A 23,558-nucleotide genomic window follows, 5' to 3' on the forward strand; every position below is an offset into this window, starting at 1 on the left:
AACCTTCCAGCAAAAAGCAGGGTTCCGGCCTTCTCCATTAAAATTAAAAATCCGGATCTTTTCCGGCAATTCGCACGGACCATTGCCCGTCGTCGTATCTTTGAGGTGAGTTTCAGAAGTTCTGTCGCCATGACGTTTACCGACCGCCTGCGCACGCTGCAGCGTCGCAAACAGACCGTTCTGTGTGTGGGACTCGATCCGGATCCGGCCCGTCTTCCCCGGCCGCTTCGCGGCGAGTCGAATCCGGCCACGGCCGTGCGTACGTTCCTGCAGCAGATCATCGACGCCACCCGCCACGTGGCCTGCGCCTACAAGCTGAACCTGGCCTTCTTTGAAGCGCTCGGACGCGACGGCTGGCCGGTGCTGGAAGCGACGCTGCAGCACATGCCCGACGACGTCGTGACGATCGCCGACGGCAAGCGAGGCGACATCGGCTCGTCGGCTCGGTTCTACGCGCGCGCCGTGTTCGAGCTGCTGCCGTTCGACGCCTGCACGGTCTCGCCCTACATGGGGCGCGACGCGGTGGCGCCGTTTCTGGAGTACGAGGGACGCGCGGCTTTCGTGCTGACGCGCACATCCAACCCGGGCGCACGCGACTTTCAGGAGCGCCGCTGCGACGGCGAGCCGCTCTACCTGACAGTCGCCCGTGCCGTCGCCCGCTGGAATCAGGAGCTGCCGGGCACGGCCGGTCTGGTGGTAGGCGCGACCGATCCCTATGCCCTGGCCGCCGTCCATCTGGCCTGTGCGGGACTACCGCTGTTGATTCCCGGCGTCGGTGCGCAGGGCGGCGCCATCGAACCCATCCTGCAGGTGGCGCGGCGCAGTCCGGTGCTGGTCAACAGCAGCCGGCAGATCCTCTACGCCTCGGACCGCAGCGATTTTGCCGAAGCAGCCGCCCGCGAGGCCGAAGCGCTTCGCGACCAGTTGCTGGAAGCCTGTCCGAGTTGACGTTGCAACGAGCGGCGTCCCGTGTCTTTCTACAAAAACGCCGCACATGCACGGGCGCCCTCCCGAAGCGCTGCTGCACGACCTGTGGGCCCACGGGCTGCTGGCCGCCCGGCCGCTCCGGACGACGGCGGGCGAATCGGTGCAGATTCTCCATACCGGCGAGGCCAACCCCGAGGCCGGTCCGGACTTTCTCGACGCCTGTCTGCTGATCGACGGCACGCGCTGGTACGGAGCTGTCGAGCTGCACATCCGCTCCGCCGAATGGACGGCCCACGGCCATCACCGCGACCCGCGCTACAACAGCGTGATCCTGCACGTGGTGCTCGAAGCGGACGCCACCACCGGCCGCCTCCGCCGCGCCGACGGCACGCCGCTGCCCGAACTGGTGCTGGCGCCTTACCTTTCCCGACCGCTCCGGGAATTGCTTTACGCCTTTTACCGGCGTCCGCGTCTGCCGCTGCCCTGCGCCCCGCAGTGGAACGCCGTGCCGGAAGCCGTGCGCACATCCTGGCTCGAAGCGCTGGGCTGGCAACGATTTCGGGAGCGCGCCCACAACATTCGCCAGCGATGGCAGGAAGTCCCGCCCGATCAGGTGCTCTACGAGCTGCTCCTGACCGCACTGGGGTATGTCCCCAATGCCGAGCCCATGCGGATGCTGGCCGAGCGGCTACCGCTGGCCGTGCTGCGTACGCTGCCCACCGCCGAGGACGTCGAGGCGGCCCTGCTGGGCGCGGCCGGCTTGCTGGAAGACCTTCATCCCGATCGGCTGCTTACGAGCGAGCGGTGCGAGATGCTGCGTGCCCGTTTCGCCCGGCTGCAACCGGAACTGAACGTCGCGCCTATGCCTACGCTGCTCTGGCAGCGCGGCGGATTGCGCCCGGCCAATCGTCCCGAGCGCCGTCTGTTGCAGGCGGCCGCCTGGCTGGCACCCGGCGGATGGTTGCGTCAGGATCCGATCGCCCCGCTCGAAGCGGCGCTTCAGCAACCGCAACCGCTAACCGCCCTGCGTCGGCTGCTCCGTCCATCCGGCACACGCGTTGCTCCAGGCCGACAGCGCCTTGACATTCTCTTGCTGAACGCGATCGTGCCCTTTCTGCTGGCACGCAACGCCTCGCTTGCGCCCCGGCTCATCTCGCTGCTGCAAGCCCTGCCTCCCGAGCGGGATCGGATCACCCGTCGCTTTGCCCGGTCGGGTTACCTTCCGCCCGATGCGTTTTTTTCGCAGGCCCTTCACCAGCTCTACCGAAAATATTGCCAGCCATTGCGCTGTCTGCAGTGTGCGATCGGACGCTATCTGATTGATTTTGATGCAGACAATCCGTAGGATTTTAGAAGTCACATTTTCAGTCGATTATTGAGGGGAGCATTGTGGGCCGTTAATTTGTTGCATCAAGAAGCTATGCGTTCCTCCGGGCCGTCGTTGACTATGGAAAATCCCAGGACACCGTCGGGGTGGCCGGTGCCCGCCACTCGTTTTCAGGCGAACCTGAACGTTCGCTTCCCACCGCTTCCCCGCACAGCCACCGAAGTGGCCCGCCTGCTCAGCGACGACACAGCCGAGCCCAACCTGGAAAAGCTGATCGAGATCGTCCACGCCGACCCCATCGTCACGCAGCTGGTGCTCCGACGCATCAACTCGGCGTACTACGGCCTGCGGCGACGCATCACCGAAATCCAGAAGGCCATCGCCCTGCTGGGCTTTCTGGAGGTCAGCAACATCGTGCTGACGGCCGCCATGTTGCAACTGCGCGAGGCCGTCTCCAACCCCGAGCAGGAGCATATTTTCGAGGATCTGATGCGGCTGAGTGTCGGTGGCGCCGTTTATGCGCAGCGCCTGGCGCAGTGGCTGGGCCTCCCCTTTGCGCGTCGCGTTTTTACTACCGGTCTGCTGCATACCAGCGGTCGCCTGATTCTGCTCTATAACCGGCCCGACGACTACGAAGCGCTCTGGTACACGAACGAAGAAGGAGCCCTGCCATCGGCCGACGCCGAACGCACGATCTTCGGGGTCAGCTATCTGGAGTTGAACGAGCAGGCGGCGAAGGAGTGGAATTTGCCCGAGGAACTGGGAGTGGTGCTGGGGAAACTGGAGACACCGAAAGAGCTACCGACGCCCGAGCTGAAAACCCAGGCGGCCCTGGTGGCTACCGGAAGTGCTGTGGCCGAGCAACTCCACCTGGCGCACAAAGACACGGTACTGCTTCCCGAACAGGCCCGCCTGCTACTGGGCTACACGCTCACGGAAGTGCAGATCGTCGAGCGGCTTCTGTCCGAGCGCGATGAAGTGGAGCGCTACCTGCACATGCTGCTGAAAGGAAACGGGCACGGAAACGACGAAGCCTAAACCCATAGCTGCACGCCCAGCCGCAGCTCTCGACCGGGTCCGGGCAGTCCAAGTTGCGGCCAGACGGCCGTGTCCGTCACGTTATTGATCCGTACGAAGCCTTCCACCTGTCCTGAGGCAAGCGGTAACCGGTAGGCCAGCCGCACGTGGAGCAGCAGCGCATCGGGTAGCTCCTGCAGCCGATTCGCTTCGTCCAGCGCCCAGGCCCGTCCGCGATAGTGCAGCTGCACAAGCGGGGCCAGTCCGAGCCCCGGCAGGCGGCGAAGCGTGAGCGTCGCCAGCCATTCCGGCTTTTCGACCAGGGGCCGGTCGGGTCCCGGCAGAAACGCCCGGCTGCGGAGTCCGGCCACGTGTCCTTCCAGCGTCCAGCTCCGGAGAAAAGCCCATCCTCCTCGGACCTCCATACCGTAGACCCGGCTGCCTTCCAGATTGATCCGTTGCCGCTTGCGCTCGCCGTCGACGATCACGGTGCGCTGATCGATCGTATCGAACGTGCGATTTACATAGCCTACCACCTCGGCATAGCCCTGGCCTGTAGAGAAGCGCAATCCAGCCTCGGCCATCCAGATCGTCTCGGGACGAAGGCCAGGATTCACCAGAAATCGTCCCAGAGCTTCGCCGAATAGCTCTCGCATGGTGGGAAAGCGCACTTTGCGCGAAGCCGCCAGAAAGCCTTCCACACCTTTCGGCCAGCTACGCCGCAGCCCCACGCCCAGACTCCAGGCGCTCATGGGATCCCGCGGTGGCTTGTCGCCGGTTTCCGGTGTCAGCATGGCGTCGTAGCTGAAACCTGCCGATCCCTCAAGCCCGACGCCGAGGGGCTGCACCAGCTCGCCCCCCACACTCAGCAGGTGCTGCTGGTAATACAGCGTGGGCGGATGCACGGCGTCGGGGCGCCCGGCCTCGTCATATTCAAAATCTCGCTGGCCGTGACGGCTGCCCACCCAGTTGAGCGCCAGACGCACCTCTCCGTCGCCCACGGAGCGTCGACCCACCAGCCGTCCCCCTACCGTCCAGTCTTCGTCTTCTTCCCGGGCCTCGCGCGTTTCGTAGCGGACGTCCCGGTACTGGTCGATATGCTGCCGGAACAGTCCGACCCAGAAGGCCCCCTCCAACACTCCGAACCGCGTGGTCCGCTCACCGCTCAGGATGGCCAGCGTATGTTGCTGCAGCGGATAACGCCAGTATCGCACCGACGAGACCAGCGGGTTCAGGTGGCTTTCCGGTGCCACGCCCTGCGCTCCCTGCAGGTGGAAAAGCGTCACGCCGATTCGACGACCGGCCTGCCCCGTCTGAACGCGCGAGAGCAGATGGAAAAGCCTGCGATCCGTATTCGTGCGCAGGTCCGGATCCGGTTGACTGTAGGGCAGGTCTGCGTCGGGAAGCGGCAGGCCCCTGCGATAGGCGTAGCCAAGGCCCACCGTGTAGGCCAGACGTCCCGTGTGGGCCAGATGCACGGCGCTGGCCTGCACCGAAGCGGGCGCGCCGCCCCACATGCTCAGCTCGGTCAGCCGTCCCGGATGCGCCAGCAGACGCGAGCGCAGGCTGAGCACCCCGGCGGCCGCATTCGTGCCATAGAGTACCGAGGCATTGCCGGGAATGAGCGTCACGCCGCCCAGCGCCGCGACGGGGACCAGATCCAGATCGTACCGGTAGTCCCAGGGAACGGTCAGCAAAGCACCATCCAGAAAGACGGCCACCTGTCGCTCGCCGCTACCCCGCGGATAGAAGAGCGTCTCGCCCCGCGAGTTCGTCTGCACCGACACACCGGGCAGCAGCGCGGCCGTCTCCGAAAGGCTTACGGCGTCTTCTACGGCCAGTTCGGCCAGCGACACGCGCCACACCGACGAGAACGATGCTTCCTGCTCCTGCTCCAGCGTGATCACGACCGGATCCAACGTGTAGGTCCGGATCGTGTCGGTGACCGGCTGCGCACCGGCCGGGCCGACCAGCAGCCAGAGTGCCCAGAACCGCTTCCAGTGCCGCATAACCCGCGCCCTTCAGGGCGCCGGTTGTTCGACTTCAGGAAAGTTGCGTGGCCAGATACCGCACCACCTGCAGCGGTGGGACGGCCTGCTCGTTCACCTGACGGGCATACTGCGGCGGCACCACATAGAAGAAGAACCGGGGCCCACTCGACGTGTAAGCCCGCGCCAGCAACGCCGGATTCACCCGCTGCGCGACCGCCCAGGCCACGTCCGCATACTGCTGCAGCAGTGCTTCATGACGCGCCGTAATGGCGCCCAGCGTGCGGTTGGCCCGACGATAATCGCCGGGATGGGCCGCCACCTGCTCTTTCCAGTGCTCGAACTCCAGCACAGCCCGCTGGTGCGCCTCCAGAATGGCCTCGTACTGCGCCACATAGGGTGCCAGCGTTTCGTCGCGGCGGGCCAGCAACCGCAACGCCTCCAGCTCGGCCAGCGCCTGCTCAAGGTCCTGCGCGACCTGCTCACTGGCCGCCTCGATCTGCATCAGCGTGAGCGCCACACCGCCCGGATAGCCGTAAAACCGGCACCCGGCCACGCTCACCAGCACCACAAGCAGTCCGATAAGTCCGGGGTATCGTTTCATCGCCAGCAAACGATTTTGGTACAACGCCGTCTTCTCAGGCTGGAAATTTCCCAAAAAGACAGGTTAAAAGAAAAACGCGGCCGCCGTTTTGCCGAACTTTTCGCACGCCTCGTTCAGCTGCCCAGTGCAAAGCCTGCCTCGGGCCGCTCGGTCCCCTCGGCATTACGCGCCAGCCACTGGCGAAGCTGTTCGGCATCTTTTCCCTTGAGCCGGAGCGTGTAAAGCTCCGCGTTTTCCCTGCCCGGGATCGCAAAGGTTATTTCCAGCCCACCTTTATCTTCGCGGAAAAAGAGCACCCGCTCGACGTTGATCGTGTAAGCACCGGCCCGTACCAGCAGCATGACGTTCTCCGATTAGATGATCGTTCCGTCTTCGATCCGGGCATTTTTGGGCAGCACGACGATGCCGTCCCGGATGTAAAAGTTCGGCCCCTCGCCTTCCTGCACCTGATCCCGGTTTTTAATCACACAGCGCCGCCCGATACTGACGTTCTTGTCGATAATGGCCCCCTCGACGTACGATTCCTCGCCGATGCCCGGATTGTCCGGCCCCTCGACCGGGTCGCGCAGGCTCGGATCGTGCCATGGATAGTAGTCGGCGCCCATCATCACCACGTTTTTGACCGTGGCGTTTTCGCGGATGACCGATCGGATGCCGATCACGGAGTTGACGATCTGGCTGTTGATGATCACGCTGCCCTCCGCGATGATCGAGTCCTGCACGAACGAACTCTGCACCTTGGCCGGCGGGAGCATCCGGGCGTTCGTGTAAATGGGCATCTGCGGATTGTACATGTCGAACGGTGGATGTCGCTGCGCCAGCATCAGATTCGCTTCGTAGAACGAACGAATCGTTCCGATATCGCTCCAGTAGCCTGTGAAGGGATAGCTGACCACCCGGCACTGGCGAATCGCTTTGGGAATGATCTGCTTGCCGAAGTCGTGATCCATTGGATTTTCCTCCAGCAGCCGGCGCAGCACGTCTCTGTTGAACACGTAGATGCCCATCGAGGCCAGATAAATGCGCCCCTGGGCTTCCATCTCGGGCGAAACCGGACTTTCCTTACCGGCCAGTTCGTGCAGCGGGGGTTTCTCGTAGAACTCGGTGATGACACCTTCTTCGTCGGTCTTCAGAATGCCAAAGGCCGGGGCCTCCTCGGCACGCACCGGAATCGTTGCAATGGTGATGTCCGCCCGTTTGGCCCGATGATGCGCCAGTAGAATCCGGTAATCCATCAGATAGAGCTGATCGCCCGAGAGAATCAGCACGTAGTCGTGGCGGAAGACGCCGATGTGCGCCATGCTGCGCCGCACGGCGTCGGCCGTCCCCTGAAACCACTCGCGCGACGAAGGGGTCTGCTCGGCCGCCAGGATGGACACGAACCCGGTGCGGAACCGATCGAAGCGGTAGGTCTGGGCAATGTGCCGGTTGAGGCTGGCCGAGTTGAACTGCGTCAGCACGAAGATCCGGTTGATGCCCGAGTTGATACAGTTGGAAATCGGAATGTCGATCAACCGATATTTGCCGGCCAGCGGAACAGCCGGCTTCGAACGCTTGAGCGTCAGCGGAAACAGCCGCGTACCGGCCCCGCCGCCGAGAATGACTGCAATGGTGCGGTCGTTGATGCGGAGCGCTTCCAGATCCAGTTCCGTTGCCAGTTGAACCTGTTCCATAACGCCTGGGCTGTGGTTTGGGGAGGGTAGGTTACGAAGTTACCGGCACCAGCGTCCGGTACAGTTCCAGATATTCCTGCGCCGAACGATCCCAGGACCAGTCGCGCTGCATGCCGTTGCGCTGCAGCACGCGCCACTGGTCGGGGCGGTAATAGACGGTAAGCGCCCGGCGGATGGCCTGATGAAAGGCGCGGGGCGTGAACGTCTCGAAGCGAAAGCCCGTGCCCTGCTGCGTGTGCGGATCCCAGGGCTCGACCGTATCCCGCAGGCCGCCTACGGCGTGCACGATCGGGACAGTGCCGTACGTCATGGCGTACATCTGATTGAGCCCACAGGGTTCCACCCGCGAGGGCATTAGCAGTATGTCACCCGCTGCATAGAGCTGGTGTGCCAGCGTGTTGTTGAACTCAAACCGCAGCACCAGTCGGGGAAAACCTCCGGGCCGCACGATCCGACAGCGCAGGTCTTCCAGTGCCGCCTGGTAGGCGGGCATGCCGGTGCCCAGCACCACCACCGATACATCGATCTGGTGCGTCAGCAGCTGTTCCAGTCCGGCCGCCAGCAGATCGACCCCCTTCTCCTGCATGAGCCGACCGATGAACACCAGCAGGGGCCGATCGGGCCGGAGTCCCAGCGATTCGCACAGCGCTTTTTTGTTCTTTTCCTTACCGGAAAGATCCTCCACCGAGTAGTTCGCAAAAATGAGCGGATCGGTGGCCGGATTCCAGACGTCGGGATCGATGCCGTTGAGAATGCCCCGCATTTTGTGCGCCACGCGCTGAAAGACTTCCTGCAGCCCGGCGGCGATATCTTCACGCTCCTGCAGTTCGCGCGCGTAACCCGGACTCACCGTGGTCACGGCATCGGCCCAGAGCAGTCCGGCCTTCATGGCGTTGAGCTGGCCCCGGTGCTGCAGGTCCTCGGGCCGCGCCACCGGCACGCCAATCTCCTCCCACACCTGCCAGTCGTAACGCCCCTGATGCTCGGCATTGTGCACGGTGAACACGATCGGAAGCTCGGCCAGCTCGCGATAGGCCGGATCTTCGCGCAGCCAGACCGGCAGCAGCGCCGTATGATGATCGTGCAGATGGAGTAGATCGGGACGGAGCACGCCCTCCTTCAAAACTGCCAGCACGCCCCGCTGAAACACGAAAAAGCGATCGGCCTGATCGGGAAAATCCAGCCCGGTGGCCGGATCCTGGTACACGCCGGGTCGCCCGAAGTGGACCGGCTCCTCCAGCAGATACACGGGAAATCCGAGCACTTCGGCATCCTGCCGCCAGAGCCGGTAGGACAGGGTGCGGTCCCGATAGGTGAACGCCCCTTCGTGAATCAGGCGCAGCGCGTCTTCCTGCAGCTGCGCATCGCCAAAGCGGGGCATGAGCACCGCTGCTTCAATGCCGGCCCGGCGCAGAAACTTGGGCAACGCCCCCAGCACGTCGCCCAGACCGCCTACCTTGGCAATCGGTGCGCACTCGAACGCTACATGCAGTACGTACATACCAACCGGATTGTATTGTCACAGGGTAAAGATAAATCGCACGGGCACGTTCTCGAAGCCCCGAATACAAAAACTTTGTTACGGCGCTGAAACCGGCCATGCGCCCTCGGGTACATGCCAGGGATCCGGCACGCAATGCGCATGGACGAACGAACGCACACGGCTTCGCTCCGGCAGCGACTGGCCCGCACGCGGCGGCGCCTGGTGGCGGCCCGTCTGCTCCAGGGTGGTCTACAGGCCCTCGGCCTGCTGTCGCTACTCTGGGGGATTGCCGCCCTGCTGGAAGCGCTGCTTTGGCTCCCCACCGGATGGCGCACCGGACTGTTCTGGGCGCTGGTAGCCGGCTCGCTGGGCCTGCTGGGCTGGACCGTCGGCCGTCCGCTGCTGGCGTTGCGTCGCCTGAGCGACGAGCACCTGGCCCGCCAGATCGGCCGCTATTTCCCGGAGATCGCCGATCGTCTGATCGACCTGCTGCAGCTCGAAACGGGCCGACGGAGCCCGGCCCCGGAGACGCTGCTGGCCCGCGCCCGCGAGCAACTGGCCCGGCAGATCGCGCCGGTCCCCTTCGAGCAGATGGTCTCGCTGCGTCCTTCGCCCCGGCTGCTCTCACTGACGCTGGTCCCGCTGCTGCTGGTGGGCACGCTCTGGCTGCTGGCGCCCGGTGCCTTCCGCGGCGCTTTCGCCCGCCTGCTGGCGCCGGGCCGCACGTTCGAGCGGCCGTTGCCTTTCACGCTGAACGTCACCCCGGGCGACACCGAACTGGCCCGTGGCGATACGCTGCACCTCACGGTATCGCTCCGCGGCACAGCATGGCCCGAGCAGCTCACGCTCCGGCTCCGCTATGCCGGCGAGATGCGTCCCGAAACGTTCTTCCTGAAGCCCGATACGACCGGCCGCGCCTACTTCGCGCTGCCCGACCTGCAGCGCCCGCTGACCTATCAGGTGGAGGCTGCTCCCGCGGCAACGCCCTGGTACACGGTCACGCTACGTGAACGGCCGCTCGTGCGGCGCCTGCAACTGACGCTGCACTATCCGTCCTACGCCGGACTCCCTGCGCAGACGCTACCACCCGACGTCGGCAACGTCTCCGCCCTGCCCGGTACCCGGATTGAACTGCGGGTGCTGACCGGCGCCGCGCCCGTCGACTCCGCCCTGGTGCGCTTCGACGACGGCTCCGCCCTGGCGCTGACGGTCCGCGACAGCCTGGCGCAGGGCACCTTCACGCTGCACCGCGCCGGCCATTACTGGATCGAACTGCATGCACCGGGTGGCCTGACCAATCCCGAACCGGTGCGCTACACGCTGGAGCTGGTGCCCGACGACCCGCCCACCATCACGCTGCTGCAACCCGAAGCCACCTACACACTCGACGACGCCCTCCGGGCACCGCTGCAGGTGCGCGTGCACGACGACTTCGGCTTTACGGCGCTGCGGCTCTACTGGCGCCTGGCCGAAAGCACCTTCCGCACCCCGGAGACCGACTTTTCGAGCCGCCCCCTGCCGCTGACCACGCCGCGCCCGCTCGATCAGGAAATCCAGCAGCAATGGGATCTGCGTGCCGACGGGCTGGACCTCGTGCCCGGCGACGTGATCGAATACTACCTGCAGGTGTGGGACAACGACCGCGTCTCCGGCCCCAAGTCGGCCCGCACGCCGGTGCAGTACCTCCGGCTCCCTTCGCTGGCCGAGCGCTACGAGATGCTCGACGCCGCTCAGGACGACGTGGCCGAAGGGCTGGAGTCGGTGCGTGAGCAGGCCGAGCAGCTCCGCACCACCTTCCAGGAGCTACGCGAGACGATCCAGCGCACCCGTCAGGCCGGCTGGGAGGAGCAGCAGCAGGCCGAACAACTCCGCCGCCAGCAGGAAGCGCTCGAAGAGCAGGTCGAATCGCTCACCCGCCAGCTCGAACAGATCACCCGGGAAATGGCCACCAACCGGCTCGTAAGCGACGAGACGCTCGAGCTGTACCGGGAGCTGCAACGGGTGGTCGAGGAAATCCGGTCGCCGGAGCTGCGCGAAGCGCTGGAAAAACTCCAGGAAGCGCTACGCGCGCTCGATCTGCCCCGGCTGCTGGAAAACATGGAGGAGGTGGAATTCAACGAAGCCCAGTTCCGCGAGCGCATCGAGCGCGCGCTGGAGCTGTTCCAGCGCCTGCGTACGCAGCAACAACTGGAAGAAGCGGCCCGCCGCGCCGAGGAACTGGCCCGCCTGCAGGAACGCCTGGCCGAGCGCACCGCCGCACTCGAACGCCGGCAGCACGGCGAAACGGGCGAATCGTCCGCGTCTGACTCCACCGGCCACGTAGATCCCGAAGCGCTGGCCCGCCAGCAGGAACAGGCCAGCCAGGAAGCTCGCCGCCTCGAAGAACTGCTGGAAGAGACGCGCCGCCAGATGGAGGAGCTGCGCGGCATGCCGCGCCAGAGTATGGACTCGCTCCGGCAGGCGCTCCGCCGCCAGCAGCTTCCCGAACGCATGCAGCAGAATGCGCAGCAGCTCCGCCAGGGCAACTTCTCGGGCGCACGCCGGGAGCAGCAGCAGATGGAACAGCAACTGGAGCAACTGGCCGCCCGGCTGCAGCAGCTCGAGCAGCAGATGGAAGGCACCCAGCGACAGATCAACGCGGCCGGTCTACGTCAGGCCCTCCGGCACATCTTGTTGCTCTCGGAATCTCAAGAGACGCTCCGCAACGACATTCAGGCGCTGCGCACGGAGCAGGCCGCGGCGCCGATGGCCCGTCGCCAGGAGCAGCTGGTGCAGGGCACCCGTGTCGTTACCGACTCCCTGCGCCAGCTCGCCCGTCGCATTCCCCAGATGGACCGGGCCGTGCAGCAGACGGCCGGCGAGGCGCTCCAGGCCATGGACCAGGCGATCGGCGCACTGACCGAGGGCAGCGCCCGCATGGCGGGCAGCTACCAGACGGCCGCCATGATGCACCTGAACGAGCTGGCCCGCATGCTGGCCGACCTGCTCGATCAACTTCAGAACCAGCAGGCCATGGGCGGCCTGTCGCTGGAGCAGATGATCGAGCAACTGCAGCGCATGGCCGGCCAGCAGCAGCAGCTCAACGACCAGATCCAGCAGCTGCTCAACGACATCCAGGGCACGCGGCTGACCACCGATCAGCTCGAACGCATGCGCCAGCTCGCCCGCCAGCAGGAAGCCATCCGCCGCCAGCTCCAGCAGCTCGCCCGCGACCGGGAAGCGCGGCGCCGCCTGCTGGGCGACCTCGACGCCCTCGCCCGCCAGATGGAAGAGACCGTCCAGGAACTCCGGCGCGGCCAGATCAACCGGGAGACGATCGAGCGCCAGCGCCAGATCCTCATCCGCCTGCTCGAAGCCCAACACTCCATCCGCGAGCAGGAGCAGGAACGTCGCCGCCAGAGCCGTCCGGGCGAAGACGTCGTGCGCGAAAGCCCGCCCGAGCTGACCCCGCAGCAGGAGCTGGACCGCCTGCGCCGTGCCCTGATCGATGCCCTCGAAAGCGGCTACGCGCCCGACTACGAAGCGCTCATCAAGCGCTACTTCGAACTGCTCGAGCGCCTGCAACGCCAGCAGAACCGGCACTGAAGGAAACGGCGGCCTGTGGCGCCGAATCGCTTCGCGCCGTGGCGATCTTTTCAGATGCTTCCCGCTGTTCCTCCCGGCTGGCCTCTGGTTCTTCCTGCACCTGCCCCGCTTCCGGCGCAAACTGCAGGGTGATCAGCACCGGGAAATGGTCCGAACCCCAGTAAGGAAGCCGACGGAGTCGCCGAAGCCAGAAATGCTTGCTGTGAAAGACGTGATCCAGCGGCCAGCGCAGAAATGGCCAGCGTGCATGATAGGTATTGAAAAAGCCGCGTCCACGGCGTGGATCGAGCAGACCGCTGATGTGCTGAAACAACCGCGTCGTGGACGACCAGGCCACGTCGTTCAGATCACCGGCTACAATGACCGGCTCGCGGATTGCCTTCACTTCGCGCCCCACGACAAGCAGTTCGGCGTCTCGGGCCGTTGAAGTAAGGTCTTCCGTGGGCACCGGCGGCCTCGGATGCACGCCGTAAAACCACACCGGTACGCCATTGCGCAGCAGCACACGCGTACGGATAGACGGCACGTCTTCCTCGATCAGAAATCGAACTTCCGGACCGAGCAGCGTAAGCTTGCTGAAAAGTGCCATGCCATACGTGTTACGCTGCGGTTGCAGCACGGAAAACGAATAGGCTTTCGCAAGCGCCTGCTGCACCTGGTTCGTCCACCAGGCGTCGGTTTCGACCAGCAGAATCAGATCCGGATCGTATCTTCGAATCAGTGCAAGCAGGCGATCGACCGCGCGGTTCGTCATGAGCACATTGGCGACGAACAACGTCAGTTCGTCTGAGGGCCGGGGATGCTTCGTCGAAAGCACCTGCTTGCGAGCCAGCGGGGTGAACGGGAAAATGCGCCACCCCTGATAAATCAGACAGGCCAGCATGCCCAGTCCGGCGACGGCCTTCACTGCAAGCGGCCAACCGGTCCAGGGCCAGCTACACCCCAGCACGAGCGCCAGCACCGCCCACTGAATGCGGGGAAATTCAGTCACACGCACCCACCAGATCGTACTTTTCCAGAAGGGAAGCAGTGTGACGACGCCCACGATCAGGCTCAATCCAAGTACCAGCCCATCGCCCATGGTTTATTGCAACCGATAAAACTGTTTGCCGGCCAGCTGGCGCACCAGGCCTTTGAACTCGAGCTGTAGAAGATAGACCAGCGCCGTCGAAGGGTCCAGTCCGGTGCGCTCGCACAGCACGTCGATATGGATGGGCTCGGGCTCCAGGGCGTCGTAGAGCTGGCGCTCCAGCCCGCTCAGCGGCGGTGGCGGCGGCTCTGGCGCCGACGGCGCACTACCCAGGCCCAGGGCCTCCAGCACGTCGTCGGGCGAGCAGACGAGCCGGGCCAGGCTGTCGCGGACAAGCCGGTTGGGTCCGGCACTGGCCGGATTGTGAAGCGCACCCGGTATGGCCAGCACCTCGCGGTTCTGCTCGAGCGCCAGGCGGGCGGTGATGAGCGCGCCCCCGGTCTCGTAGGCTTCGACGATGAGCACGGCCCGGGCCAGTCCGCTGATCAGCCGATTGCGGCGGGGAAAGTTGGGCGCGTCGGGCGCCGCTCCCAGCGGAAACTCGGACAGCAATGCGCCCTGCGTCATGATGGCCCGGGCCAGTCGCTCGTGCCGCGACGGATAGATGCGGTCGACGCCGGAGCCCAGCACGGCCAGCGTACGCCCGCCGCCCTCCAGCGCGCCCCGATGCGCGGCCGCGTCGATGCCGTAGGCCAGGCCGCTAACCACGGTCACCCCCTCCCGCGCCAATGCGGCGGCGAACTGGCGGGCCGTGCGCAACCCGTAGTCCGTCGGACGCCGCGTGCCCACGATGGCCACGGCGTTGTCGTCGGCGGGCGTCAACTCTCCACGCACCCAGAGCAGCGCCGGGGGATCGTAGATCTGGCGAAGCAGCGGCGGGAAACGCTCGTCCCAGGCCGGAATCAGCGTGGCGCCGACCCGCTCGGCCCGCTCGAACTGCGCGTCCACGGCATCCCAGTCGTCGAAGGCCGCGATGCGGCGGGCCGTCTGCATGCCGATACCCGGCACCTGCACAAGCGCGGCAACCGGCGCGTGCAGGGCCGCCTGCGCCGAACCGAAGCGGGCCAGCAGCGCCCGAATGCGTCCGGGTCCTACGCCCGGCACCAGCGTCAGCGCCACCAGCGCCCGGAGTTCTTCGACGGGATCGTCGGGCGCGGCCCCGAACGCCCCGCCTTCGTCTTCATCGAAGAGAAAGGGCTCGGCCGTCACGATGGGCTTTTTGCATAAAGACCCCGCGTGGCGCGATCTGTTACGTGGCGGCCTCGGCTGCCGCCCGCAATTCCTGCAGCTGGCGCCAGAGTCCTTCCTTCAGCGCCTCCAGCCCGATCCGGGCCACGGCGCTGATCGGATAGATCGGCATGTCGTCGGGGAGTTCGGCCCTCACGGCCGCTACGCGGGCCTCGCGTTCATCCTCCGGCACCAGGTCCAGCTTGCTCAGCGCAACGGCGCGGGGCTTTTCGAGCAGGGTCGGATTGAACGCCTCCAGTTCACCCAGCAGCGTCCGGTAGACTCGCCCGGGCTCCTCCTCGACGATCGGGATGACGAACAGCAGGATGGCATTGCGCTCGATGTGCTTCAGAAAGCGGATGCCCAGCCCGCGCCCTTCGTGTGCGCCTTCGATAATACCGGGGAGATCGGCCATCACGAACGAGCGAAATTCACCCACGTACACCATGCCCAGCGCGGGCTCCAGCGTCGTGAACGGATAGTCGGCGATCTTCGGACGCGCCGCCGAAATCGAAGCGATCAGCGTACTCTTGCCGGCGTTCGGGAAGCCTACCAGCCCCACGTCGGCCAGCAGCTTCAGCTCCAGCGTGATGTTTTTCTCCTCGCCGGGTTCGCCGGGCTGCGCGTAGCGCGGCGCCTGATTCGTGGGAGATTTGAAGAAAGCGTTGCCCCGGCCGCCCCGGCCCCCTTTTGCCAGGAGCAGCCGCTGACCGGGCCGGAGCACCTCACCGATCACCTCGCCGGTCTCCGTGATCTTTGCCACCGTGCCGAGCGGCACCCGGATGATCACGTCGCGGCCGTCGCGACCTTTCTTGTTCTTGCCGGAGCCCGGCTGCCCGTCTTCGGCAAAGTGGTGCCGGTTGTAGCGCAGGTCCAGCAGCGTGTACAGGTTCGGATCGCCTTCCAGATAGACCGAACCGCCGTCGCCGCCGTCGCCGCCGGCCGGTCCCCCTTTCGGGACGTACTTCTCCCGCCGGAACGCGACGGCTCCGGCCCCGCCCTTTCCACTGCGCACCGTGATCGTTACGTAATCGACAAACTTCATTGCCTTCCCCTCATCGGTTTGGGTTTTTCTGAACGCCCGGCCTCCGCCGAAGTTTTGCCGAACCGTGCCGCTCCGGTTTCGTTGGACGACAGGTATGGGCACTCCGCGAAAACACGTCGTGATCTACACCGACGGGGCCTGCAGCGGCAACCCGGGCCCCGGCGGCTGGGCGGCCATTCTGCGCTACAATCAGCACGAAAAGGTGCTGCAGGGTGCCGAAGCGCACACGACGAACAACAGAATGGAATTAACAGCGGTGATCAAAGCGCTCCAGGCGCTGAAGGAGCCCTGCCGCGTGGACGTCTATACCGACAGTAACTACATCGTACGCGCCTTTCAGGAAGGATGGGTAGAACGCTGGCAACGTAACGGCTGGCGCACGGCCAGCAAGAAGCCCGTCGAAAACCAGGACCTGTGGCGGGCGCTGCTGGAACTCACCCGCCGACACGACGTGCGTTTTCTGAAAGTCAAAGGCCACGCCGACGACGCCCTGAACAACCGGGTGGACCGGCTGGCCGTCGAAGCCATGCGCCGTGGACAGACCGAAACCCCGGACTCGTCGGTTTCGGCGGTGAACGATTAGCTGATGCGTACGCTCTGGCTCCGGTTTTATGCCGTCCTGAACGATTTTCTACCCTCCCGCTGGAAACAGCGCACCTTCAAGCTGGGCTTTCTGGGGCGGCCCACGGTCCGGGAAATCCTCGTGCAGCTCAACGTGCCGCCTCCTGAAGTCGCGCTGATTCTGGCCGACGGATGTCCGGTCGATTTCGACTACCGGCCTGAAGAAGGCGAGCGACTGAGCTTCTACCCGATCTTCTACCGGCTGCTGCCGGCTGCGCCGCTGCATACGCTGCCGCCGGAGCGCCCGCCGCGCTTTCTGCTCGACACGCACCTGGGACGGCTGGCGCGCTACCTGCGCATGCTGGGCTTCGATGCCGAGCACCTGTCGGATCCCGATCCCGGCGATGCGGCGCTGGCCCGTCGGGCGGGCGACGACGGACGCGTGCTGCTGACGCGCGATCGACGATTGCTGGCCCGTAAGGCCGTGCGGTACGGCTACTTCGTGCGCGCCACCTCCCCTCGGGAACAACTGGCCGAAGTGCTGGACCGCTTCGAGCTGCACGAATTCGTCGATCCCTTCAGTCGCTGCATGTGCTGCAACGTGCCCCTGGAGCCCGTAGAAGCCGAAGCCGTGGCCGCCCAACTACCGCCGGGTATCCGTGCCCATTACACCGAGTTCTACCGCTGCCCCGCCTGCGGCCGTGTTTACTGGGAAGGGTCGCACCATGCCCGGATGCAGCGGCTGATCGATCAGGTTGTGCGCGGGAGTGGCTTCAGCGCCTCGCACTGACCGCGACCGGCCAGAGTTTCGACGAAAGCCTCGGCAAAGGCGATGGCTTTCGAGCGGGGTACCTCGACAAGCAGTTCGGTCTCGGCGTCGTAGCAGGTCTCGCGAATACGGGCGCCCATGCGTTCGATCAGGCGCATGACGGGCGCCGTGTCGTCGTAGGCAAAGCGCAACCGGAAAGGCACCGTGATGACGCGTTCGGCCACCGGCGCCAGATCCAGTGCCCGTGCGGCCGCCTCGCCATAAGCCCGGATCAGCCCGCCGCGTCCCAGTTTGGTCCCGCCGAAGTAGCGCGTCACCACCACCAGCGTGTTGGTCAGCCCGCGGGCTTCGATCTGGCGAAGAATGGGCAAGCCGGCCGTGCCCGATGGCTCGCCGTCGTCGCTGGCCCGGAACAGCTCGCCTTCCGGTCCCAGCCGGTAGGCCGTGCAGTGGTGCGTGGCCGCGTGTTCGCGACGGCGCACCGCTTCGATGGCCGCCGCGGCTTCCTCCTCGGTCTCCACCGGAAAGACTTCGGCGATAAAGCGAGAGCCCTTTTCGCGCAACTCGGCCCGCGCCGTGCCGGCCACCACCCGATAGGTATCGCCGGAGCTACCGTTCATAACAAACGCGTGCAGTTCGTAACAGCGTCCTCCCTACCCTGCGGTGAATGATTTAGTTTCTGAAAGCTATACCTCCAGAACAGGCTCGAAAAGCCATGCGTGTTGCCTCCTACCTCTTCGGCGGATTGCTGGTGATGGCCGCGGCGTTGTGGCCGCCCGTGGAAATCACCGAGTGGGAAGTGCCCTGGCCGGATACGCGGCCGCGCGATCCGTATGTGGATCGCGATGGGCGCGTCTGGTTCGTCGGCCAGCGCGGCGACTATGCGGCCTACCTGGATCCGGCGACCGGCAAGTTCACTCGCTTTGACCTGCCGGAAGGCACCGGTCCCCACAACCTGATCGTGGACGAGAGCGGGTTCGTCTGGATTGCCGGCAACCGGGCTGCCTACATCGGCCGGCTGGATCCCCGCACGGGCGAAGTGAAGCGCTACCCGATGCCCGATCCGGCTGCCCGCGATCCGCATACGCTGGTTTTTGCACCGGACGGCACCATCTGGTTCACGGTGCAGGGCGGCAATTTCGTGGGCCATTTCAATCCGGCCGACGGTTCCATTCGGCTGTTCCAGGTGCCCACGCCCCGGGCGCGGCCCTACGGCATCGTGGTTGATCCTTCGGGACGCCCATGGGTGGCAGCCTTTGGCACAAATAAGTTGCTGACGGTCGATCCGGCCACGATGAAGCTGGAAGAGATCACGCTGCCCCGCGCCGAGGCCCGGCCGCGTCGGCTGGCCCGCACCTCGGACGGAGCCATCTGGTACGTGGACTACGCCGGGGGCTATCTGGGCCGCTACGATCCGGCCAGCGGTAACGTGCAGGAATGGCCGGTGCCCGGCGGTGAAGGCGCCCGTCCCTACGGCATGGCCGTCGACGACCGGGACCGCCTCTGGTTTGTCGAAACGGGACCTGACCCCAATCGTCTGGTGGGCTTCGACCCGAAGACGGCCGAATTCTTCAGCATTACGGAAATTCCGAGCGGCGGTGGGGCCGTGCGGCACATGTTCTTCCATGCGCCCACGCGCACGCTCTGGTTCGGCACCGACGCCAACACGATCGCCCGCGCCCGGCTGCCGGAGTGATGCGCCCCGTCGCTGCACTGACGCTGGTGCTGGCCGCCACAGCGGGGTGGTTGGGTCGCTACGTCGATCACCCCCCGCTGGCCCACACGGGCGGTTTTGGCGAACCGACCTGCCAGCGATGCCATTTCGAGTATCCCCTGAACGAACCCGGCGGCCGGCTGACGATCCAGGGCCTGCCCGACACGTGCCGGTCGGACACGAGCTACACGCTGCAACTCATGTTGCAGCACCCGGAAATGCTACGGGCAGGCTTTGAGCTGGCCGTGCGCTTTGCCGACAGCGGCCGCCAGGCGGGCCGCCTGCAACCCCTGGACGACCGCGTGTGGCGCGACACGCTGCAGGGCGTCTGGTATGCCTTCCACAGTCCGGCTGGAACCGAACTTACGGCGCCCGGCAAAGCCGTCTGGAGGCTTCGCTGGGTGCCGCCGGACACGATCGGCCGCGTCGTGCTGCATGCCGTCGCCAACGCTGCTAACGACGATGCTTCGGAGTTCGGCGACCGGATCTATCAGGAATCCGCGGACTGTTTGCTACATCCACGGTGACCCTCCTGTGTGCCGGTAAGCAACAGATTGTCGTGCGCCGGCGTTTGCCTTCCTTCAATGTAAACGGTTACCAAGGACTTACCTCGGATGTGCTGGTTATTGTTCAGCTTGCTGTTCTTTCAAGTCGTAGCTTTCGCATCATCCGACACGCTTCGAACACCAACCCTCCAGGCTACTCCGCTACAGCAGACATTGCATCTTGACGGTCGGCTGACCGAACCGGACTGGCAGCAGGCACCGGTCGCCACCGACTTCCGACAACTCGAACCCATCGAAGGTGCCGCGCCAACGTTTCCCACCGCCGTACGCGTGCTCTACGGCCCGGACGCGCTCTACATCGGGGCCATGCTCTACGACCCCGAACCCCATCGCATCCGCCGACTGCTCGGGCGTCGGGATCAGTTTAACCAGGCCGACTGGTTCGGCGTCGCGATCGACTCGTACTTCGACCGGAAAACGGCCTACGTCTTTGCCGTCAACGCCGCCGGCGTGCTGGCTGACGGGCTGCTCACCAGTGGCGGAGGGCCGCGCCCCGGGAATGGCGAACCGGATCTGTCCTGGGATGCGGTCTGGGAAGCGGCCGTCGCCGTGGTCGACTCGGGCTGGTCGGTCGAGATGCGTATTCCCTATGCTATGCTGCGTTTCCCGCAGGCCGAGGTGCTGACCTGGGGCATTTCGTTTCGCCGAGATATTGCCCGCCTGAGTGAGGTGGATGAATGGCCTTTCATTCCGCGCAACATCCGTTCCTCAGGCGTAGTCGCCTACTTCGCCCGGCTCGAAAACCTGCGCGGGCTTCACCCCGGCCGCAACCTTCAGATCACGCCTTACGTGGTTTCCAACGGTACCCGGCTTCGACAGGACGACGGACAGATCTCCTCCGAGCTGGACGCCGATGCGGGGCTTGATCTGAAGCTGGGACTGACGTCCAGCCTGATCCTTGACCTAACGCTCAACCCGGACTTCGGGCAGGTCGAAGTGGATCCGGCCGTGCTCAACCTGACCGCCTTCGAGACAGTCTTTGAAGAACGGCGGCCGTTTTTCACCGAAGGCGCCCAGATTTTCGACTTTTCCTACGGCCGCGAAGGCCGCCTTTTCTACAGCCGACGCATCGGCGCCGCCGAGCCCATCATCGGCGCAGCCAAACTTTCGGGCCGCACCGAAGGCGGGCTTTCGCTGGGATTGCTGGGCGCCACCACCGGCAACGACTTTCAACCTGAACACCATTACCTGGTTGGCCGCCTCCGACAGGAACTGGGCACCTACTCAACCGTCGGCGGCATGGTGACCGGGCTGTTTCGCCAGCGGTCGGGCGACGATGAGCTGCGCTACAGCCTGGCCGGCGGCGCGGACTGGGACCTGCGCTTCGGCGGCAACACGTTCCGCTTCGGCGGCCACCTGAGCTTTTCGCACCGCCAGGTGAACGGTCAGGACGCCCCGACCGGACTGGCCACCGCCCTGCGCCTGGAACGCGTGCAGGGCGTCTGGACCTATGGCGCCGGCCTGGACGGTTTTGACAACCATTTCAACGTCAACGAGGCCGGCCTGCTTCGGCGCAACAATCTGGTCCGCTTCTGGATGCGCCTGGAACACCAGTTCAACAACAACCGGCCCTTCGGGCCTTTCCAGCGGGCCGATGCCTTCATCTTCTCCTGGCACCAGCGCTCCTACCGCGAGGGCCTGTACATGGGCAGCGGCTTTTTCATGCGGGCAGGGGCACTGACCCGCGGCTTTGCCGAACTGGCGTTGCGTATCCGTGGCGACTACCTCTGGGGCGGCTACGATCTGTATGAAGCCCGCGGCATGGGTCCCATCTATCAGCCCCGACAGTTTTCCATCGAAGGTGAGTACGGGAGCGATACGCGCCGGAGCCTGCGCCTGCAACCTTCCTTTGAACTGGAGCTCGACGAAGAAGGCGGCCGCCGACTCAACACCGGCCTTCAACTGGAATGGAGCGCGCTTGACTGGCTGGATCTGCGCACCGAGCTGTCCCTCGAGCAGCAACACAACCTGCTGCGCTGGGCCTCCAACGAAAGCTTTGCCCGATTGCCGGATGGATGGGCCATCGGGACTGAAAGTGCTGCGCCTGACGAACTGGCCGAAGCTGACTTCACGCGGCTCCCGTCGCCAGGCCCCCTGGACGAACTGGCCGCCCGCTACGATCCGTACGAGGGCTTTTCCGATCGCTACTACGTGGCCGTCTTCGGCCGCCGCGACACGCGCTCGCTGGAGCTTTCCCTCCGCAGCACGCTGACCTTCTCCCCGATGCTCTCAGTGCAGAGTTTTACCCAGCTCCTGCTGGCACGTGGCCGCTACACCGATCCGTCGCTCCGACTCGACAAAGACACGCTGCTTCCCTTCCCCGACTACCCCAAACGGCACGAGTTCGTGCTCAACAGCTTCCGCGTCAATGTGGTGCTCCGCTGGGAGTATCGCCCCGGATCGGTGCTCTACCTGGTCTGGACCCACGACCGGGACGCCTACGACCGCGCCGATCCGTTCCAGCCGGATTCGTGGTATCAGGGACTGACCTTCCCGGAACAGCTACGCGACACGTTCCGGCTGTTCCCCAACAATGCGTTCACGGTCAAGCTGACCTACCTGATCTTCTCCTGATCAACCCTGAATCTCCGTGATGAGCTGAATCTCGCGGAGCACGCCCTGCACGCGGAAGCACTCCTCGAACGAGCCCTCGTAGACGGCCGCCTTGCCCTCGGTGTGCACCTTCCAGGTCAGCGCCTCGGCCTCAGGAAGCGAGCAGCCCGTGGCCTTCATGAGCTGAAAGATGACCTCGTCGAACGTGTGAATGTCGTCGTTGTAGAGAATCACGCGCCAGGGAGCGTCCAGTCGCGTCTCCTCGGCATCTTCGACGTCCACCTCAGGTGCCGGACCGACCGGCTTCGTCTCGGCCAGCAAGTTCGGCTGTCCCATGGCTCGTCGTGACAGGTTTTACCCGGTAGCAGCGGGCGTTTCCACAGGCGTGACCGTCACGTCGAAATCTTCCATGACCGGATTGGCCAGAAGTTTCTCGGCCGCCTCGCGGGCGATGCGCTCGGCCTCGTCGGCCGAGTCGGCCCTGATCCACAGATCGATCACCTTGCCGATGCGTACCTGGGTCACCGCGTCGTAGCCCAGGTTCTGCAACGCGTGGTGCACGGCCTTCCCCTGAGGATCCAGGATGGAAGGCCGCAGGCGAACGGTTACGATTGCCTTAAACATCGCGATTTTCCAGGGGTGGGTTGGACGATTCCGAAGCAGGTTCCAGCGGAGTGTTCAGGATGGCCTGCACCAGGTTGTAAATGGCGCGGCCGATGCCGTGCAGGATATACGCGGCCAGCACCAGAAGCAAGCCAATCTGCTGCAAAAAGATGATCAACAGCAGCGCCAGCCCGTAGGCACTCGACTTCCAGGGATGACGCCGCAGGTAGGCCAGGCTGGGGCGCGGGATGGCGTCGAAGGGGATGTTCGTGACCATGAGGGCCGAGAGCACGAACACGACGGGGATCAGCACCGGGAAGTCGCCGGGCGTCAGCCGCTCCAGCAGATCGACCCCCTCGGCATTCAGGACCAGCGCCACCAGCGCCGCCGCCTGTGCCGGGATGGGCAACCCGAGGAAGTACTCCCGCTTTTCGCCGTCGAACTGGACGTTGAAACGGGCCAGCCGGACGGCCCCGCAGACGGCCGGCAGCGACGCGATGATCAGTCCGAGCGTGCCGTAGGCGTGCAGGTTGAAGGCGTACACCAGATAGGCCGGCGCTACCCCGAACGACACCACGTCGCTGAGCGAGTCGAGCTCGACCCCGAACAGACTGGTGCCGTTCGTCAGCCGGGCCAGCATGCCGTCGAGCATGTCGAAAAAGCCCGCCAGCACGATCAGCCAGCAGGCATAGTCGAAGCGGCCTTCGTGGATCTGGGTGATGGCCAGAAAGCCGCTGAACAGGTTCATCAGCGTAAAAAACGACGGGACGGCCGCCCGTGGAATGGGCCGGCGCAGCCGGCGTTGCGCACGGTAGGCACGCAGTCGCGCCCGGAAATGGCGCTGTTTCTGACCATATCGATCGTATCCCCGGCGTGCCCGCAACAT

21 protein-coding genes are annotated in these 23,558 nt (G+C 65.1%); 9 read left to right on the plus strand and 12 right to left on the minus strand.

Annotated elements, in window-relative coordinates:
- Positions 1–129 precede the first annotated feature (129 nt).
- The 3 genes from pyrF to GYH26_RS10795 all read left to right on the plus strand — a co-directional run bounded on the left by pyrF (position 130) and on the right by GYH26_RS10795 (position 3,292).
- Positions 130–948, plus strand: a complete 819-nt coding sequence (pyrF, locus tag GYH26_RS10785; protein WP_161541653.1) for an orotidine-5'-phosphate decarboxylase — start codon at positions 130–132, stop codon at positions 946–948.
- Positions 949–994: 46 nt separating this feature from the next.
- The gene (locus GYH26_RS10790) at positions 995–2,272 is read left to right on the plus strand and encodes a DUF2851 family protein (RefSeq protein WP_161541654.1); all 1,278 of its coding nucleotides are present in this window, start codon (positions 995–997) and stop codon (positions 2,270–2,272) included.
- Positions 2,273–2,407: 135 nt separating this feature from the next.
- Positions 2,408–3,292, plus strand: a complete 885-nt coding sequence (locus tag GYH26_RS10795; protein WP_242006393.1) for an HDOD domain-containing protein — start codon at positions 2,408–2,410, stop codon at positions 3,290–3,292.
- Here the strand turns inward: GYH26_RS10795 and GYH26_RS10800 are convergent.
- The 5 genes from GYH26_RS10800 to GYH26_RS10820 form a co-directional block, all read right to left on the minus strand.
- Entirely contained in the window at positions 3,289–5,280 is a 1,992-nt protein-coding gene (locus GYH26_RS10800; RefSeq protein ID WP_161541656.1) for a TonB-dependent receptor, read from the minus strand. The two genes, GYH26_RS10795 and GYH26_RS10800, sit on opposite strands and share 4 nt — an antisense overlap.
- Positions 5,281–5,314: 34 nt before the next feature.
- Entirely contained in the window at positions 5,315–5,863 is a 549-nt protein-coding gene (locus GYH26_RS10805; RefSeq protein ID WP_161541657.1) for a hypothetical protein, read from the minus strand.
- Between the two features lie 113 nt (positions 5,864–5,976).
- Complete coding sequence (locus tag GYH26_RS10810; protein ID WP_161541658.1) at positions 5,977–6,204, minus strand: hypothetical protein; 228 nt, start codon at positions 6,202–6,204, stop codon at positions 5,977–5,979.
- 12 nt (positions 6,205–6,216) lie between these two features.
- Positions 6,217–7,536: a glucose-1-phosphate adenylyltransferase gene (locus GYH26_RS10815; RefSeq protein ID WP_161541659.1), complete on the minus strand. Its 1,320-nt coding sequence runs from the start codon at positions 7,534–7,536 to the stop codon at positions 6,217–6,219.
- A 31-nt stretch (positions 7,537–7,567) separates the two neighbouring features.
- Positions 7,568–9,037: a glycogen synthase gene (locus tag GYH26_RS10820; RefSeq protein WP_161541660.1), complete on the minus strand. Its 1,470-nt coding sequence runs from the start codon at positions 9,035–9,037 to the stop codon at positions 7,568–7,570.
- A gap of 141 nt (positions 9,038–9,178) precedes the next feature.
- On the opposite strand from GYH26_RS10820, the gene GYH26_RS10825 reads away from it, so the two are divergent.
- On the plus strand, positions 9,179–12,604 hold the full coding sequence (locus GYH26_RS10825) for a DUF4175 family protein (RefSeq protein ID WP_242006395.1): 3,426 nt from the start codon (positions 9,179–9,181) through the stop codon (positions 12,602–12,604).
- Here the strand turns inward: GYH26_RS10825 and GYH26_RS10830 are convergent.
- From GYH26_RS10830 to obgE, 3 genes are read right to left on the minus strand one after another with little or no spacing between them, the layout of a single operon-like run.
- Complete coding sequence (locus GYH26_RS10830; RefSeq protein ID WP_161541662.1) at positions 12,549–13,685, minus strand: endonuclease/exonuclease/phosphatase family protein; 1,137 nt, start codon at positions 13,683–13,685, stop codon at positions 12,549–12,551. The two genes, GYH26_RS10825 and GYH26_RS10830, sit on opposite strands and share 56 nt — an antisense overlap.
- 3 nt (positions 13,686–13,688) lie before the next feature.
- A complete protein-coding gene (gene dprA, locus GYH26_RS10835; RefSeq protein ID WP_161541663.1) occupies positions 13,689–14,843 on the minus strand; it encodes a DNA-processing protein DprA in 1,155 nt (384 codons plus the stop codon).
- 40 nt (positions 14,844–14,883) lie between these two features.
- Positions 14,884–15,906 (minus strand): GTPase ObgE, encoded by a 1,023-nt coding sequence (gene obgE / locus GYH26_RS10840; RefSeq protein ID WP_161541664.1) that lies wholly within the window; start codon positions 15,904–15,906, stop codon positions 14,884–14,886.
- Positions 15,907–16,000: 94 nt separating this feature from the next.
- On the opposite strand from obgE, the gene rnhA reads away from it, so the two are divergent.
- Together rnhA and GYH26_RS10850 are read left to right on the plus strand one after the other, a co-directional pair.
- Positions 16,001–16,489, plus strand: a complete 489-nt coding sequence (gene rnhA / locus GYH26_RS10845) for a ribonuclease HI (protein ID WP_161541665.1) — start codon at positions 16,001–16,003, stop codon at positions 16,487–16,489.
- 3 nt (positions 16,490–16,492) lie between these two features.
- Positions 16,493–17,257 (plus strand): Mut7-C RNAse domain-containing protein, encoded by a 765-nt coding sequence (locus GYH26_RS10850; RefSeq protein WP_161541666.1) that lies wholly within the window; start codon positions 16,493–16,495, stop codon positions 17,255–17,257.
- On the opposite strand, the gene GYH26_RS10855 is transcribed toward GYH26_RS10850, so the two are convergent.
- The gene (locus GYH26_RS10855; RefSeq protein WP_161541667.1) at positions 17,218–17,856 is read right to left on the minus strand and encodes an IMPACT family protein; all 639 of its coding nucleotides are present in this window, start codon (positions 17,854–17,856) and stop codon (positions 17,218–17,220) included. The genes GYH26_RS10850 and GYH26_RS10855 overlap by 40 nt on opposite strands.
- A 95-nt stretch (positions 17,857–17,951) precedes the next feature.
- On the opposite strand from GYH26_RS10855, the gene GYH26_RS10860 reads away from it, so the two are divergent.
- The 3 genes from GYH26_RS10860 (at position 17,952) to GYH26_RS10870 (ending at position 22,090) form a co-directional block, all read left to right on the plus strand.
- On the plus strand, positions 17,952–18,932 hold the full coding sequence (locus GYH26_RS10860; RefSeq protein ID WP_161541668.1) for a Vgb family protein: 981 nt from the start codon (positions 17,952–17,954) through the stop codon (positions 18,930–18,932).
- Positions 18,932–19,477 carry a choice-of-anchor V domain-containing protein gene (locus GYH26_RS10865; RefSeq protein ID WP_161541669.1) on the plus strand — a complete coding sequence of 182 codons (546 nt, stop codon included), beginning with the start codon at positions 18,932–18,934 and terminating at the stop codon, positions 19,475–19,477. Before GYH26_RS10860 ends, GYH26_RS10865 begins: the two co-directional genes overlap by 1 nt.
- An 87-nt stretch (positions 19,478–19,564) precedes the next feature.
- The gene (locus tag GYH26_RS10870; protein ID WP_206751729.1) at positions 19,565–22,090 is read left to right on the plus strand and encodes a DUF5916 domain-containing protein; all 2,526 of its coding nucleotides are present in this window, start codon (positions 19,565–19,567) and stop codon (positions 22,088–22,090) included.
- Here the strand turns inward: GYH26_RS10870 and GYH26_RS10875 are convergent, their stop codons facing one another.
- Genes GYH26_RS10875 through pssA form a run of 3 tightly spaced genes read right to left on the minus strand, consistent with a single transcriptional unit; the run spans position 22,091 to position 23,558 of the window.
- A complete protein-coding gene (locus tag GYH26_RS10875; RefSeq protein ID WP_014066520.1) occupies positions 22,091–22,405 on the minus strand; it encodes an ATP-dependent Clp protease adaptor ClpS in 315 nt (104 codons plus the stop codon).
- A gap of 18 nt (positions 22,406–22,423) precedes the next feature.
- Positions 22,424–22,693 carry a phosphoribosylformylglycinamidine synthase subunit PurS gene (purS, locus tag GYH26_RS10880; RefSeq protein WP_054683375.1) on the minus strand — a complete coding sequence of 90 codons (270 nt, stop codon included), beginning with the start codon at positions 22,691–22,693 and terminating at the stop codon, positions 22,424–22,426.
- Complete coding sequence (pssA, locus tag GYH26_RS10885) at positions 22,686–23,558, minus strand: CDP-diacylglycerol--serine O-phosphatidyltransferase (protein ID WP_161541671.1); 873 nt, start codon at positions 23,556–23,558, stop codon at positions 22,686–22,688. The genes purS and pssA overlap by 8 nt, the downstream gene beginning before the upstream one ends.

It is taken from the genome of Rhodothermus marinus (assembly GCF_009936275.1).
Lineage (GTDB): Bacteria > Bacteroidota > Rhodothermia > Rhodothermales > Rhodothermaceae > Rhodothermus > Rhodothermus marinus_A.

Excerpts from the sequence above, each read along its gene's own strand:
- GYH26_RS10870 (WP_206751729.1), top strand. The coding sequence starts at position 19,565 with ATGTGCTGGTTATTGTTCAGCTTGCTGTTCTTTCAAGTCGTAGCTTTC.
- GYH26_RS10815 (WP_161541659.1), bottom strand. The coding sequence starts at position 7,536 with ATGGAACAGGTTCAACTGGCAACGGAACTGGATCTGGAAGCGCTCCGC.
- GYH26_RS10800 (WP_161541656.1), bottom strand. The coding sequence starts at position 5,280 with ATGCGGCACTGGAAGCGGTTCTGGGCACTCTGGCTGCTGGTCGGCCCG.
- GYH26_RS10790 (WP_161541654.1), top strand. The coding sequence starts at position 995 with ATGCACGGGCGCCCTCCCGAAGCGCTGCTGCACGACCTGTGGGCCCAC.
- GYH26_RS10820 (WP_161541660.1), bottom strand. The coding sequence starts at position 9,037 with ATGTACGTACTGCATGTAGCGTTCGAGTGCGCACCGATTGCCAAGGTA.
- purS (WP_054683375.1), bottom strand. The coding sequence starts at position 22,693 with ATGTTTAAGGCAATCGTAACCGTTCGCCTGCGGCCTTCCATCCTGGAT.
- rnhA (WP_161541665.1), top strand. The coding sequence starts at position 16,001 with ATGGGCACTCCGCGAAAACACGTCGTGATCTACACCGACGGGGCCTGC.
- GYH26_RS10875 (WP_014066520.1), bottom strand. The coding sequence starts at position 22,405 with ATGGGACAGCCGAACTTGCTGGCCGAGACGAAGCCGGTCGGTCCGGCA.
- GYH26_RS10865 (WP_161541669.1), top strand. The coding sequence starts at position 18,932 with ATGCGCCCCGTCGCTGCACTGACGCTGGTGCTGGCCGCCACAGCGGGG.
- GYH26_RS10825 (WP_242006395.1), top strand. The coding sequence starts at position 9,179 with ATGGACGAACGAACGCACACGGCTTCGCTCCGGCAGCGACTGGCCCGC.
- pssA (WP_161541671.1), bottom strand. The coding sequence starts at position 23,558 with ATGTTGCGGGCACGCCGGGGATACGATCGATATGGTCAGAAACAGCGC.
- GYH26_RS10830 (WP_161541662.1), bottom strand. The coding sequence starts at position 13,685 with ATGGGCGATGGGCTGGTACTTGGATTGAGCCTGATCGTGGGCGTCGTC.
- GYH26_RS10855 (WP_161541667.1), bottom strand. The coding sequence starts at position 17,856 with ATGAACGGTAGCTCCGGCGATACCTATCGGGTGGTGGCCGGCACGGCG.
- obgE (WP_161541664.1), bottom strand. The coding sequence starts at position 15,906 with ATGAAGTTTGTCGATTACGTAACGATCACGGTGCGCAGTGGAAAGGGC.
- GYH26_RS10805 (WP_161541657.1), bottom strand. The coding sequence starts at position 5,863 with ATGAAACGATACCCCGGACTTATCGGACTGCTTGTGGTGCTGGTGAGC.
- GYH26_RS10810 (WP_161541658.1), bottom strand. The coding sequence starts at position 6,204 with ATGCTGCTGGTACGGGCCGGTGCTTACACGATCAACGTCGAGCGGGTG.
- GYH26_RS10850 (WP_161541666.1), top strand. The coding sequence starts at position 16,493 with ATGCGTACGCTCTGGCTCCGGTTTTATGCCGTCCTGAACGATTTTCTA.
- pyrF (WP_161541653.1), top strand. The coding sequence starts at position 130 with ATGACGTTTACCGACCGCCTGCGCACGCTGCAGCGTCGCAAACAGACC.
- GYH26_RS10860 (WP_161541668.1), top strand. The coding sequence starts at position 17,952 with ATGCGTGTTGCCTCCTACCTCTTCGGCGGATTGCTGGTGATGGCCGCG.